The sequence below is a fragment of the Amycolatopsis sp. NPDC051071 genome (assembly GCF_040682875.1).
GTDB lineage: Bacteria > Actinomycetota > Actinomycetes > Mycobacteriales > Pseudonocardiaceae > Amycolatopsis.
The window spans coordinates 1-12,656 of sequence record NZ_JBFBBY010000101.1 but is presented as its reverse complement, the minus strand read 5'-3'; the positions used below and the strand labels follow the sequence as shown (position 1 = coordinate 12,656).

Below are 12,656 nucleotides of genomic sequence, written 5' to 3'. Positions count from 1 at the left end.
CCCTGACTCACGATCAACCGGTCAGGAAGCGGCCTTCACGGCGGCCTCGACCTCCGCGAACGAAGGGTTCACCATCGCCTTCGAGCCGACGAACACCGTCGGCACGACCTCGTTCCCGTTCGCCACGGAACGCACACGCGCGGCCGCGTCCGGGTCTTCCCAGATGTTGACCGCCTTCACCTTGAAGCCGCTCTTCGAGAGCGGCCGCTCCAGCGCGGCGCAGAACCCGCATCCGGGGCGCCAGTAGAACTCGACCTCTACGTCACTCATTCGCCGTCCTCCGACCTCAGGTAGTCCAACTGCGCCCGCACACTCCACTCGGCGGGCGCCCACAAAGCCTTGTCGACGTCGGCGTAGACGACCTCGACCACCTGACGCGGGGTGGCGTCCGCGCCGAGTGTCTTCACCGCGGAACGCACCTGGTCGAGCCGTTCTTCCCGGTGCGTCAGATATTCACGCGCGGTCGCGGCCAGGTCGGGTAGTTCGGGACCGTGTCCCGGCAGGCCGACGGTCCCGGCTGGCAGCTCGATGAGTTTCCGCAGGGAGCGCAGGTAGTCGCCGAGGTCGTGCAGCACGGTCGTGCCGCGGCCGAGGATGGTGTCACCGGTGAGGATCTGCTCGTCCACCCGCAACGAAACGGAGTCCCCGGTATGCCCGGGTGTGTGCAGCACGGCGATCTCCAGACCGCCCGCGGCGATCACCTCGCCGTCCACAAAGGACTTCCCGCCGATGCACAGCGACTCGTCGAAGGCCCGCACCGGAGCACCGACGCGTTCGGCGAACCAAGGTGCGCCCTCGGCGTGGTCGGGGTGGTGATGGGTCAGGATGATCAGCTCGACGGCGCCGGTTCCGGCCAGCAGCGTGAGGTGCTCGATGTCCTCGTGACCGGGGTCGACGACCACCGAACCGGTGGCGCCGGATCCACGCAGCACCCAGGAGTTGGTGCCCTCCAACGTCATCGACGACGGATTGTGCTCCAGCAGCACCGAAGCCGTCGGCGTGACCTGGCGCAGCACGCCGTACGCGGGGGCGCTCACGCCGGGTCCAGCACGACGCGGACCTTGTCGCCGTCGCGCACCAGCGTCGGCATGATCTTCACGATCTCACGTTCGACGCCCCGCGCCGTGGCGGCCGAATCGAACTCGCCCAGCTCCGCGAGCGTGATCCAGGTCGGTGGCATGAGCATGCGGCGCCCTTCCTTGGCGTCGGCGATGGCGTCCTCCGGCCGCTGCCAGCCGGAGCTGACCGCCTCGGACGTGGCGCTGTCCGCCTGCTGCCCCTCGGGCAGCACGGCGACGAAGAAGCAGGTGTCGTAGCGGCGCGGTTCCTCGGGCGGGGTGACCCAGTTCGCCCACGGGCGCAGGAGATCCGCACGCAGCGTCAGGCCGTTCGCTTCGAGGAACGCGGCGAGCGAGAGTTCGCGGGAGACCAGCTTTTCGCGGGCGTCCTGGTACGGCGCCGTATCGGTGAGGACGTCGTCACCGATGCTCGCGAGCAGCACACCCGACTCTTCGAACGTCTCCCGCACGGCCGCGCACACCAGCGCGCGGGCCAGCGATTCCTCGTAGCCGAAGCGTTCCGCCCACCAGGCGGGTTCCGGACCGGCCCAGCTCACCGAGGCGTCGACGTCACGCGAGTCCACGCCGCCACCGGGGAAGACGGTCATCCCGCCCGCGAACGGCATACCCTTCACCCGGTGCTGCAGGAAGACCTCGACTCCGTCGGAAGTGTCGCGGAGGAGGATCACGGTCGCCGCGTCCTTGGGCGTCACCGGTGCGCCGCCGGCGTTGGCGCGGGTACCCACCCCGGCCCCCACCGGGATGTCGAATGTCAGTTCTTCAGCCACACCAGCAACCTAACATCGCGATTCGTCCTCTGGTCGCGGTAGTTGCGTGTGCAACCACCGCAACCAGAGGACGAATCGCGTAGGGCTTACGAAGACCAGCTGGAGCCGCTGCTGCGCGAAGCTCCGTTAAGCCGGATCTTCGCCGCTTCGGCACGTTCCCGTTCGGCGAGCTCGGCGTGCAGCTCGCGAAGGAGCGCACGATCGCGCTCGCTCAGGCTCGGGTCGTCGAGGTCGAGAGCCGGCAGCTCGACGACCTCGTGCATGCTCGGCTTCCCCGAGACGATCTCGCGGCCCTTTTCGGGGTCCTCCTTGAGCGCCTGACGCAGCTGCGCCACCTCGGCCGGGGTCAGGTCGGCCGTGCGCTCGGCGCGGGTCTCCGCCCGCGATTTACGCGGCGGCGCCTGCTCCGAAGACGACACGGAAGACAACGACGACACCGGTGACACCGGCGGTGCGGGTGCCGGTGACGGCGCCTGCTGCACGATCGGCACCACCGGTGCGATCGGCTCGGGGCCGCTGCCCACCGGCCGTAACCCATGCCTGCTCGGCTGCTCCTTGGCCGGCTCGGAAGCCGGGGCAGGCGCCGGGATCACCGGCTCGGACCGAAAGTCACTGGAATGGGTACTCCCGGTGACCCAGACAGGACTCGCGGCCGACGAAGCGGCCTGGTGGTAGGCGGACCGGGCGACGCCGGGGCCCGCGACCTCGACGACCGAGCGGATCCCCGCCCGGCGCAGGGCCGTGTCGACGCGGAAGGCCACCGCGGGCGGGTTGCCCTCGGGGCCGATCTCGACCAGGACCACTCGTTGCGGCAGCGAGCCGGGCACGCTTCCGGCAGGCGTGTTCCGCCAGACCGCGTGCACCGAACGGACGTCCGGCAGCACCTGCAGGGTGCGGTCGAGCGCCTCGGCGAGGCCGAATTCGGGCTGGTTCTCGCCGGTGAACCGGTGGGTGAGCACCGGCTCGTCCTCTTCGACGACGAGCAGGTCGTTCGCCAGGGTGGCGTCGGACCGGCTCATCTCCAGTACGAGCGCCAGTTCACGCTGCTCGGCCGAGCTCACCGGGATCTTCCCCGCGATCAGGGTGCCGGTGGTGAGCTCCACCGCTTCATCGATATGCGCACGCGCGATCAGCTCACGCGCTTCGGTCAAAGCACTGTCGTCGATTCGACCGGCCAAGGCCAGTAACAGGTTATGCAGGCGCAGGGGCACCGAGAACCCGTCCATGGGCGGGCCGTCGTGGACCTCCACCATTGCTCTGCTCCCTCCCGGCTCGCCTGGTGGAGCGAGCGTTAAGCGGCGACCAGCCGACTTCCGGTGTCCACCGCGCCCACACAGACCAGCTCGGAGTTGGTGAGCGCGATGCGGTGATAGCCGGTGAGGTTGATGCTCGGCGGGAGAACCTCGACGCCGGGCTCCTCGTCACCGAGCACGCGCAGGACGCGCTGCAATTCGCCCGTCAGCCGCGGCAGCCCGTCGAGCGCCGTGACCAGCAGGACTCGTTTCGCCCCACCCTCGCCGACCACACCAAGGTGTCGCCAGCTTTGCCGCACTTCACCCACATCCGGCCGTCCACGCAACGTCGCGTGGATCAATACGGACACAGAGTCGACGGAGTTCACCCATTCGGGCGCACTCTGCGTGAATGTGTACCTGGTCTCGGTGACGTCGTCTACCCCCAGGGTGGAACTCACCTGATGCCAGTCGGCCCCGTGAGGAATGAGCCCGGCGACTAGCAGGCGATACTCGGTTTGGTCCAGGTCGATCCTGTGCTTAAGCAAAGACCTGGGCAAGGTCCGCGCGAGTGTCCCCATCGCGCCCTCGCCGAGCCAGTCGCGGAACCGCCACAGGAGCTGGTCCGGCAGCCGTCCGGCGAGCCGGAGCAGCAGTTCGTGTGAGGACTTCTCGATGTCGGGATCCATCACTTCACCTCCACGATCAGTTCGATCTCGACCGGCGACCCGATCGGCAGCTCGGAGACCCCGACGGCCGAGCGCGCGTGGATGCCCGCCTCGCCGAAGACCTCGCCGAGCAGGTCGGACGCCCCGTTGATCACCGCGGGCTGGCCGGTGAAGCCCTCCGCGGACGCCACGAATCCGACGACCTTGACCACGCGCACGACGTTGTCGATCCCGACGACCGAGTCGACCGCCGCGAGCGCGTTGAGGATCGACGTCCGCGCGTACTGCTTCGCCTCTTCGGGGCTGACCTCGGCGCCGACCTTGCCGGTCGCCGGCAGCTCGCCCTCGACGAAGGGCAGCTGCCCGGCCGTGTAGACGTACGAACCGGTGCGGATGGCAGGCACGTAGGCGGCCAGCGGGGCGGCGACGCCGGGCAGTTCGATACCGAGCTCGGCGAGCCGATCGCTCCAGGTCATGGCTTCAATCCCTCAGTTCTTGGCTCGTTTGAGGTAGGCGACGTGCTGCTCGCCGGTCGGGTTCGGGAGCACGGTGACGAGCTCCCAGCCGTCCTCGCCCCACTGGTCGAGGATCTGCTTCGTCGCGTGGATCAACAGGGGGACGGTCGCGTACTCCCACTTGGTGGTGCTCATGTCGGGGAGCGTAGCCAAACCGGCAAGGGCGCCCGACACACATGCGGAAAACCCTCTCGCGAGCGGTTCGCCGATTTCCCGTCGATGTGGTTCACTTCACACCTACTCGTGAGTAGATAGGACGTTGACATGCGGACAACGAAGTCCCTTGCCGCCGCCTGCCTGGCCGCGGTCCTTGCCTTGCTCTGCACCCCACCGGCGAACGCCGCCGAGAAACTTCCCGTCCCGTGGACACTCGCCGCGGCCCTGCCCGCGCAGGCGGCGACCCCGGGTGGGCCTCCACCGGGCGCGAACGACTTCGGCTGCCGTCCGAGCGCGGCCCATCCGAATCCGGTCGTACTCGCCCACGGCCTCAGCGCCAACCAGACGGTGAACTGGCAGACGTTCAGCCCGCTGCTCAAGAACAACGGGTACTGCGTCTTTTCCCTGACCTACGGCGTCCCCGGGAAGCCGCTGCCGGTCTACCAGCCCGCCGGACTCCTGCCGATGGAACAGAGCGCGAAGGAACTGTCGGCGTTCGTCGACAAGGTGCTCGGCGCGACCGGAGCGTCCAAGGTGGACATCCTCGGTCATTCCGAGGGCACGCTGATGCCTTCTTATTACGTGAAGTTCCTCGGCGGCTCGTCCAAAGTGGACAAGTACGTCAGCCTGACCCCGCTCTGGGACGGCACGACGCTGTTCGGCGCTTCGCATCTGTACGCGCTCGCGGGCGCGCTGGGGCTGGCTCCCGGATTCAACGGCATCCTCGATCCGCTTTGCGGTTCGTGCCGCCAGTTCCTGCGTGGCTCGGAGTTCCTCACGAACCTGCGTGGCGGCAACGGCATCTTCCAGCCGGACGTGACGTACACGAACATCCTGACCCGCTACGACGAGGCCGTCGTCCCCTATACGAGCGGACTCGGCAAGGGCTCGAACGTGAAGAACATCGTCCTGCAGGACCGCTGCTCACTGGACCTGGCCGAGCACGGCGGCGTCGCCGCCGACCGCAACGCCGCCGGGCACGTCCTCAACGCACTCGACCCTGCGCACGCGAAGCCCGTCCCGTGCGTGCCCGCGACCCCCATCGGAAGCTGACGGCCCCCTCCCACCCCGATCACCCGTGCCCAAACCCGCAACTCGCGTGCCTGAAGCCGCAACTCGCGTGCTTGAAGGCGGAACTCGCGTGCTTGAAGGCGTAACTCAGAGTTCCGCCTTCAAGCACGCATGATCGGTGTTCAAGCACGCGAGTTACGCCTTCAAGCACGCATGATCCGCCTTCAAGCACGCGTGATCGGGGTTCAAGCACGCCGATCACGTGGGGTGGCGGGCGCTACGGTGGGCCCGTGGAGACCTGGCGCATCGTCGCGACATCGGTGCTGGCGCTCGCCGGGCTGCCGCTGGTGCTGGTCTTGATGGCGAAGGCCAGGGACCGTACGGACAGCTCGGGGACGGTCGCGGTCACCGGCGCGGTGGCCCTCGTGGTGCTCCTGCTGCTCGGTGTGGTGATGCTCACGGTGCTGCCCGGAGCTTTGACCTGGTGCGTCGTGGGACTGGTCGCGGCCGCGCTCGGCGTCATGCTGCTGGCGAGCTGACCACTCAATTAGGGTGGGACCGGTGAGCACTCACCCTGCCGGCTGGACCGACGAACTCGCGAGAGCCAGGCTGCATTTCGTCAGCGGCAAGGGCGGGACGGGCAAGACCACGCTCGCCGCCTCCCTTGGCCTCGCACTCGCCAAGGGCGGGCGCCGTGTGCTGCTGATCGAGGTCGAAGGACGCCAGGGCATCGCCCAGCTCTTCGACACCGAGCCGCTGCCCTACGCCGAGCAGCGCATCGCGGCCGTTCCCGGTGGTGGCGAGCTGCGCGCACTGCACATCGACGTCGAAGCGGCACTCCTCGAGTACTTCGAGATGTTCTACAACCTCGGCTTCGCCGGGCGGACGCTGCGGCGGATGGGCGCGATCGAGTTCGCGACCACGCTCGCGCCGGGCCTGCGTGACGTCCTGCTCACCGGGAAGATCAAGGAATGCGTCGGCCGGACCGAATCCGACGGGCGCCACACCTATGACGCCGTCGTCGTCGACTCGCCGCCGACCGGCCGGGTGGTGAAGTTCCTCGACGTCACCAAGGCCCTCACCGACCTCGCCAAAACGGGCCCGATCCGCGGCCAGGCCGACGGCGTCGTCCGGCTGCTTCACTCCGGCGAGACCGCCATCCACCTGGTGACGCTGCTCGAAGAGATGCCGGTGCGGGAGACCGTCGAGGCGGTCGCCGAACTCGACGGCGCGGATTTGCGTCCCGGCGCCGTGCTGGTCAACCGGGTCCGCCCGCCGCGGCTGCCCGCGCGTTCCGTGACCGCCGCCGCCGATGGCCGCGTCGACGCCTCGCGTGTCCGCGCCGGGCTCGCGTCGGCCGGGCTGAACCTGCCTGAGGGCACCCTCGACGCGCTGGTCGAAGAGACCGTCGAGCACGCCGTCCGGGTCGCGGCCGAACAACGCGCCCGCGAGCAGCTGTCCGAAGCGGACCTGCCGGGTCTGGAACTGCCCGACCTCACCGACGGCGTCGACGTCGCCGCGCTCTACGACCTCGCCGAAGCGCTGACCGAGCAGGGAGTGCGCTGATGTCGGACCTCTTGGAGATCGACAAACTCATCGACGATCCGGAGAACCGGATCATCGTCTGCTGCGGCTCCGGCGGGGTCGGCAAGACGACCACCGCGGCGGCGCTGGCCCTGCGCGCGGCCGAACGCGGACGGCAGACGGTGGTGCTCACCATCGACCCGGCGCGGCGGCTGGCACAGGCGCTCGGCCTGCGCGAACTGGGCAACCACCCGAAGCAAGTGCAGGTCGAGGGCTTCGAGCCCCAGGGCGAACTCTGGGCGATGATGCTCGACATGCGCCGTACCTTCGACGACATGGTGCGTGTGCACGCCGGTCCGGAACGCGCCGAGCAGCTGCTGCAGAACCCCTTCTACCAGACCATTTCCACGTCGTTCTCCGGTACGCAGGAGTACATGGCGATGGAGAAGCTGGGGCAGCTCGCGGCCACCGACGAGTGGGATCTGATCATCGTCGACACTCCGCCAAGCCGGTCCGCACTGGACTTCCTCGACGCGCCGACACGGCTTTCGAGCGCACTCGACGGCCGGATGATCCGGCTGCTCACCGGGCCCGCGAAGGCAGGCGGCTGGGGCTTGCGCAAGGTCGTCAACGCCGGGTTCTCGATGTTCGCGAAGGCCGTCTCGACGATCATCGGCGGCCAGTTGCTGACCGACGCGTCGGCGTTCATGCAGGCCTTCGACAGCATGTTCGGCGGTTTCCGCGAACGCGCACGCAAAACCTCCGAGCTGCTGCGGTCCGGCGGGACGTCGTTCCTCGTGGTCGCCGCGCCGGAGCCGGACGCGCTGCGCGAGGCGTCCTACTTCGTGGAGCGGCTTTCGGAGGAGAGCATGCCGCTGGCCGGGCTGGTCGCGAACCGGACGCATCCGGTGCTCGCCCCGTTGTCCGGTGCGGAAGCCATCGCGGCCGCCGAGCAACTGGCGAAGGGCGAGACCGGCGCACCGCTGGCCGAAGCCGTCCTCCGCCTGCACGCGGACCGGGTCGCGCTGGCCGAACGAGAGACGCGGCTGCTCGCCAGGTTCACGCGGGCTCATCCCGAGGTCCCGCTGGTGCGGGTGCCCGCGCTCCCCAGCGACGTGCACGATCTCAAAGGCCTGCGCGACATCGGAACCAAGCTGGGTACCCAGTCCTGAAAGTCCGTGAAGGACTCCTTCCCTGCCTTGGACTCAGGGAAGGGGTCCTTCACGGATTCCTGATCACGAGACTCGGACGCGTACGTCTTCCTCTTCGTCTACCCCAGTAAATCTGCGCTTCGCCGCTTCAAGCAGGTCCGCCCAGCTGGTCACGTCCGGCCGCCGTCGCAGCAGCGCCCGCCGTTCCCGTTCGGTCATACCTCCCCAGATGCCGAAGTTGATCCGGCCATCGAGCGCTTCGGCGAGGCATTCCGTCCTGACCGGGCAACCGAGGCAGACCGCCTTGGCCCGGTTCTGTTCCGCCCCCCGGACGAACAAACCGTCCGGATCGGTGTCGCGGCACGACGCATTGACTCGCCAGCTCGACTGGTTGGTTTCCATACCCCCAGCTCCCTACCCTGGTGTTCGACACACCACGGGGGGACGAAAAGCATGCGCTCCTGCCCCCATGAGCGTGTCTCCCTTGTGCTCACGTCGGTTGATCCCGGCACCTCCCCGGCGCCGGTGCCTCCGTTCGGACGAATGCGACTGCCGCTCGCACTCACCCGTCTGTCGGCTTTTTCATACGTGAGACGTTGACGGACTGTAAGGGCCCTCGGTTCCCTCCGCCAAGCCCTAGAATGCCTCCCATTACCAGACGTCACCTCATGGGGTCGGTTTTGTAATCGGATTCGCACCCACAGCGAGGTGACGTCACGGTGGGCTAACGGGATCCGCGTACCCTGGTCCGCGTGCGCAAAACGGACGGTCTGCTGAAGCTCATTGGCCTGTGTGTGCTCGCGGGGGTGCTGGTCGCGGGGATGTTGTTCCCGGTGGCGGGCGCCGCGGGGGTGATCTCGAACCAGGCGAGCGAGACCGTCGACAAGACGTCTTCGGACCTTGCGGACATTCCGCCGCCACTGGTGACGACCATCACGGACAACACCGGCAAGCAGATCGCGACGCTGTACAAGCAGTTCCGCGTCCCCACCAACGAGACCCAGATCAACGACGCCATGAAGTGGGCGCTGATCTCGGTCGAGGACAAGCGCTTCTACGAGCACAACGGGGTGGACTGGAAGGGCACGCTGCGGGCCGCGGTCAGCAACACCACCGGCGGTGACACGCAGGGCGCGTCGACGCTGACCCAGCAGTACGTCAAGAACTACCTGATCAACGTCGTCTACCGGGACGACAAGCCGGGCCAGAAGCGCGCACAGGAGCAGTCGGTCGCCCGGAAGCTGAAGGAAGCCCGCATCGCGATCCAGCTGGAAACCAAGCTGAACAAGATGCAGATCCTGACCGGCTACCTCAACGTCGTCGAGTTCTCGCGCGAGATCTTCGGTGTCGGCGCCGCCGCGCAGGCGTACTTCAACACCCCCGTCGACAAGCTGACGGTGCCGCAGGCGGCGCTGCTGGCCGGTCTGGTGAACAACCCGATCGTCAACGACCCGTGGAAGAGCCCGGCGAAGGCGACCGAACGCCGCAATCTGGTGCTGGACCGCATGGTCGACAACCAGAAGCTCGCGAAGGCGGACGCGGAACGCTTCAAGGCCGAGCCGCTGGGCGTCACCGAAGGCGGCCCGCAGAAGCCCGCGTCGAACTGCACCGGCGCCGGTACGGAAAACGGTTTCTTCTGTCAGTACGTAGAGGACTATCTCCTCAAGTCCGGTATGACGAAGGACGACCTCTACACCGGCGGCTACGTCGTCAAGACCACTTTGGACGAACGGGCGAACCACGAAGCCAAGATGTCGGCCGAGGCCCAGGTCAAAAAGACGCAGGACAACGTCGCGAACACGCTTTCGCTGGTGAAACCGGGGAAGAACCGGCACGAAGTGGTGGCGCTGGCGGCAAACCGTGATTACGGCCTGGACGAGTCACAGGGCCAGACGACCTACGCCTTGCCTTCGGGCGTCTACAACACCGCCGGCGCGGGCTCGTCGTACAAGGTCTTCACCGCCGCCGCGGCACTGGAAACCGGCGCGGCCGGAATCAACAGTCCCCTTCCGGTGCCGGACTTCTACACGTCCAACGTCTTCGCCGGTGGTGGCCAGAAATGCGCCCCGACCGGGCCGCCGCTGCGCTCGCGCTGGTATTGCCTCGGCAACGCGGGTGACTACAACGCCGCAGGCGGAAGCATGCCGATGCAGCAGGCATTGCAGACCTCGCCGAACACCGCGTTCGTGATCCTCGAAGAGAAAATCGGGAACACCGGGCCGGTCGTGGAAATGGCGCGGAAGCTCGGCATGCGCGACACCATGGCCAGCAACCTCGGCGGTGGCGCCGTCGACCCGAGCTCCGACAACAGCGGCGTCAACACCAGCCAGCTCCAGGCGTACGGCCCCCGGCCCGGCTGGCCGGGAACCGGTGCGTTCACGCTCGGCGTGAGCCCGCTGAGCGGACTCGAACTGGCGAACGTCGGTGCCACCATCATGAGTGGCGGCGTCTGGTGCCCGCCGACGCCGCTGTCCGGTGTCACCGACCGGGACGGAAAGCCGGTCCCCGTCAAGGAAGCCGCCTGCGAACAGGTGGTGCCCGAAGGCCTCGCCAACACACTGGCCGTCGGCATGAGCAAGGACGATCTGCCCGGCGGCACGGCGAACGGCGCCGCGCGCGGCGCCAACTGGACCCGGCCGATGATCGGCAAGACCGGGACCACGCAGAACAACGGTTCGGCGGCGTTCCTCGGGGCTACTCCGCAGCTCTCGGGTGCCGCGATGGTGTTCCGCCCGAAGGGTGGCAGTGGTGGTCTCTGCTACCTCGGCCCCGGTAACGTGACCACTCGCGGTTGCGAAAACATGTTCGGCGGCAAGACGCCGGCGCAGACCTGGTTCGGGGCGATGTCGAAGATCCTCGAAGGCCAGGAAGCACTGCCGCTGCCGCCGGCGGACCCGAAGTACCTGGGTGGCGGACGCTGACCTTCAGTGGTCAGGTCCACCAGCGCAAATTACCGTAAGTCACTCTGTTTAACTTTAAGTGAGTACACGGCGGCCTAACGGGGAACAGCGGTCGACGGAATCATGTCCCGTGATCACCGAATCCCGCGCCGACCACGGAAAGTGAAGAAAAGAGGCCATTCCAGCGATTTTTCGCCATCGCCGGAATGGGGGCGGACGATCACCCGGGATGAGCACGTAAACTGGACATTGTGAGCACGCTCAGTAACACCAGCACTTCGGGAGCAACGGTACGGCGTTTGGCCGTGGGAACCGTCGCCCTGGGAGCCGCGACCCTCGGTTACGCGGTCGGCATCGAAAGGCGCCGGTGGACGCTTCGCACCGCGGAGCTCCCGGTCCTCGCGGCAGGGGCGAAGCCCTTCACGATCCTCCACGTCTCGGACCTGCACATGCTTCCCGGTCATGTGAGCAAGCAACGCTGGGTAGCCGCCCTCGACGAGCTCGAACCGGACCTGGTGGTCAACACCGGTGACAACCTGTCACATCAGCGGGCCGTCCCGTCCGTCCTGCGCGCACTCGGCCCCCTGCTCAATCGGCCCGGCGTGTTCATCTTCGGCAGCAACGACTACTACGCGCCGAAGCCGAAGAACCCCGCGCGCTACCTCATGCCCAAGGGCAAGAAGAAGCGGATCCACGGCGAGCACCTGCCATGGCGGGACCTCCGCGCGGCCTTCGTCGAACACGGCTGGAACGACCTGACGCACGTCCGCCGCACCATCGAGGTCGCCGACCAGTACGTCTTCACCGCGGGCGTCGACGACGCCCACCTGCGCCGGGACCGCTACGCCGACATCGCGGGCCCCGCCGACACCGGCGCCGCCGTCCGCATCGGTGTCACGCACTCCCCGGAACCCCGCGTCCTCGACGAGTTCGCCGGCGACGGCTACGACCTCGTCCTCGCCGGGCACACACACGGCGGGCAACTCCGCATCCCCGGCTACGGCGCCGTCGTCACCAACTGCGAACTCGACCGCACCCGCGCCCGCGGCGCGTCCCGCTGGGGCGCCCAGATGTGGCTCCACGTCTCCGCCGGACTTGGCACCTCGCCCTACGCTCCGGCGCGCTTCGCGTGCCCGCCGGAGGCGAGCCTGCTGACGCTGGTCCCGAGGGGTACGACCAGCGCCAATCACCGGAAAGCAGCCCCCCGCAAAGCCCGAAACACCGTCCGCTAAACTTCTCCACGACCCGCTAAGAAGTATCCGGGGTGTGGCGCAGCTTGGTAGCGTGCCTCGTTCGGGTCGAGGAGGTCGTGGGTTCGAATCCCGCCACCCCGACGCAAGATCGAAAGAGCCTTGTTCGCAGAACACGCGAGCAGGGCTCTTTCGCGTTGTGGGGCTTTTTCGCGTTGTGGGGCTTTTTCGCGTTGCGGGCGCGCGTTACTTCGCGCTGTGTTGCGTTGCGCTTTGGCCCGGGCCGCGATGCCGAAGGGCCTCCTGCCCGCGTCGTGTCCCCTTCCGCCCCACGACGCAAGTAGAGGACTAAACGCGCATGTCCTGAAGGCGCCCGGACGGCAGGGTGGAACCCGCCGTCTTCGCGGCGTACTCGCGGTCGGTCTTGGCGTTCTGGATCGACTTCGCCGAAAGGTCGGCGTCG

At 67.8% G+C, this 12,656-nt stretch carries 14 protein-coding genes and 1 tRNA gene; 7 read left to right on the top strand and 8 right to left on the bottom strand.

Features of this window, described 5'->3' with window-relative positions:
* Nucleotides 1-21: 21 nt before the first annotated feature.
* The 7 genes from AB0M65_RS27560 to AB0M65_RS27530 all read right to left on the bottom strand — a co-directional run bounded on the left by AB0M65_RS27560 (nucleotide 22) and on the right by AB0M65_RS27530 (nucleotide 4,396).
* Entirely contained in the window at nucleotides 22-270 is a 249-nt protein-coding gene (locus AB0M65_RS27560; protein WP_364033477.1) for a glutaredoxin domain-containing protein, read from the bottom strand.
* The gene (locus tag AB0M65_RS27555) at nucleotides 267-1,037 is read right to left on the bottom strand and encodes an MBL fold metallo-hydrolase (protein WP_364033474.1); all 771 of its coding nucleotides are present in this window, start codon (nucleotides 1,035-1,037) and stop codon (nucleotides 267-269) included. Before AB0M65_RS27555 ends, AB0M65_RS27560 begins: the two co-directional genes overlap by 4 nt.
* On the bottom strand, nucleotides 1,034-1,846 hold the full coding sequence (locus tag AB0M65_RS27550) for an NUDIX hydrolase (RefSeq protein WP_364033471.1): 813 nt from the start codon (nucleotides 1,844-1,846) through the stop codon (nucleotides 1,034-1,036). Before AB0M65_RS27550 ends, AB0M65_RS27555 begins: the two co-directional genes overlap by 4 nt.
* Before the next feature lie 86 nt (nucleotides 1,847-1,932).
* Nucleotides 1,933-3,099: a hypothetical protein gene (locus AB0M65_RS27545; protein WP_364033468.1), complete on the bottom strand. Its 1,167-nt coding sequence runs from the start codon at nucleotides 3,097-3,099 to the stop codon at nucleotides 1,933-1,935.
* Nucleotides 3,100-3,137: 38 nt separating this feature from the next.
* Nucleotides 3,138-3,767 (bottom strand): hypothetical protein, encoded by a 630-nt coding sequence (locus AB0M65_RS27540; protein ID WP_364033465.1) that lies wholly within the window; start codon nucleotides 3,765-3,767, stop codon nucleotides 3,138-3,140.
* On the bottom strand, nucleotides 3,767-4,222 hold the full coding sequence (locus tag AB0M65_RS27535; RefSeq protein WP_364033462.1) for a RidA family protein: 456 nt from the start codon (nucleotides 4,220-4,222) through the stop codon (nucleotides 3,767-3,769). The genes AB0M65_RS27540 and AB0M65_RS27535 overlap by 1 nt, the downstream gene beginning before the upstream one ends.
* A gap of 12 nt (nucleotides 4,223-4,234) precedes the next feature.
* Nucleotides 4,235-4,396 (bottom strand): hypothetical protein, encoded by a 162-nt coding sequence (locus tag AB0M65_RS27530; RefSeq protein ID WP_364033459.1) that lies wholly within the window; start codon nucleotides 4,394-4,396, stop codon nucleotides 4,235-4,237.
* 129 nt (nucleotides 4,397-4,525) lie between these two features.
* Here AB0M65_RS27530 and AB0M65_RS27525 point away from each other — a divergent pair, with 129 nt between their 5' ends.
* The 4 genes from AB0M65_RS27525 (at nucleotide 4,526) to AB0M65_RS27510 (ending at nucleotide 8,124) form a co-directional block, all read left to right on the top strand.
* Nucleotides 4,526-5,470: a lipase gene (locus AB0M65_RS27525; RefSeq protein WP_364033456.1), complete on the top strand. Its 945-nt coding sequence runs from the start codon at nucleotides 4,526-4,528 to the stop codon at nucleotides 5,468-5,470.
* A gap of 248 nt (nucleotides 5,471-5,718) precedes the next feature.
* The gene (locus AB0M65_RS27520) at nucleotides 5,719-5,967 is read left to right on the top strand and encodes a hypothetical protein (RefSeq protein WP_364033453.1); all 249 of its coding nucleotides are present in this window, start codon (nucleotides 5,719-5,721) and stop codon (nucleotides 5,965-5,967) included.
* Nucleotides 5,968-5,989: 22 nt separating this feature from the next.
* Entirely contained in the window at nucleotides 5,990-6,994 is a 1,005-nt protein-coding gene (locus AB0M65_RS27515; protein WP_364033450.1) for an ArsA-related P-loop ATPase, read from the top strand.
* Nucleotides 6,994-8,124 carry an ArsA family ATPase gene (locus AB0M65_RS27510; RefSeq protein ID WP_364033447.1) on the top strand — a complete coding sequence of 377 codons (1,131 nt, stop codon included), beginning with the start codon at nucleotides 6,994-6,996 and terminating at the stop codon, nucleotides 8,122-8,124. Before AB0M65_RS27515 ends, AB0M65_RS27510 begins: the two co-directional genes overlap by 1 nt.
* Nucleotides 8,125-8,187: 63 nt before the next feature.
* Here the strand turns inward: AB0M65_RS27510 and AB0M65_RS27505 are convergent, their stop codons facing one another.
* Nucleotides 8,188-8,505: a WhiB family transcriptional regulator gene (locus AB0M65_RS27505; protein ID WP_364033444.1), complete on the bottom strand. Its 318-nt coding sequence runs from the start codon at nucleotides 8,503-8,505 to the stop codon at nucleotides 8,188-8,190.
* A 350-nt stretch (nucleotides 8,506-8,855) separates the two neighbouring features.
* On the opposite strand from AB0M65_RS27505, the gene AB0M65_RS27500 reads away from it, so the two are divergent.
* The 3 genes from AB0M65_RS27500 (at nucleotide 8,856) to AB0M65_RS27490 (ending at nucleotide 12,337) form a co-directional block, all read left to right on the top strand.
* Nucleotides 8,856-11,024, top strand: a complete 2,169-nt coding sequence (locus AB0M65_RS27500; RefSeq protein ID WP_364033441.1) for a transglycosylase domain-containing protein — start codon at nucleotides 8,856-8,858, stop codon at nucleotides 11,022-11,024.
* 230 nt (nucleotides 11,025-11,254) lie between these two features.
* Nucleotides 11,255-12,235 carry a metallophosphoesterase gene (locus tag AB0M65_RS27495; protein ID WP_364033438.1) on the top strand — a complete coding sequence of 327 codons (981 nt, stop codon included), beginning with the start codon at nucleotides 11,255-11,257 and terminating at the stop codon, nucleotides 12,233-12,235.
* Between the two features lie 28 nt (nucleotides 12,236-12,263).
* A tRNA-Pro gene (locus tag AB0M65_RS27490) sits at nucleotides 12,264-12,337 on the top strand.
* The last annotated feature ends 319 nt before the right edge of the window (nucleotides 12,338-12,656 follow it).

Bases quoted from the DNA above. Each gene is read 5' to 3' on its own strand.
- AB0M65_RS27560 (WP_364033477.1), bottom strand. From the start codon at position 270: ATGAGTGACGTAGAGGTCGAGTTCTACTGGCGCCCCGGATGCGGGTTC.
- AB0M65_RS27545 (WP_364033468.1), bottom strand. From the start codon at position 3,099: ATGGTGGAGGTCCACGACGGCCCGCCCATGGACGGGTTCTCGGTGCCC.
- AB0M65_RS27540 (WP_364033465.1), bottom strand. From the start codon at position 3,767: ATGGATCCCGACATCGAGAAGTCCTCACACGAACTGCTGCTCCGGCTC.
- AB0M65_RS27535 (WP_364033462.1), bottom strand. From the start codon at position 4,222: ATGACCTGGAGCGATCGGCTCGCCGAGCTCGGTATCGAACTGCCCGGC.
- AB0M65_RS27530 (WP_364033459.1), bottom strand. From the start codon at position 4,396: ATGAGCACCACCAAGTGGGAGTACGCGACCGTCCCCCTGTTGATCCAC.
- AB0M65_RS27525 (WP_364033456.1), top strand. From the start codon at position 4,526: ATGCGGACAACGAAGTCCCTTGCCGCCGCCTGCCTGGCCGCGGTCCTT.
- AB0M65_RS27510 (WP_364033447.1), top strand. From the start codon at position 6,994: ATGTCGGACCTCTTGGAGATCGACAAACTCATCGACGATCCGGAGAAC.
- AB0M65_RS27505 (WP_364033444.1), bottom strand. From the start codon at position 8,505: ATGGAAACCAACCAGTCGAGCTGGCGAGTCAATGCGTCGTGCCGCGAC.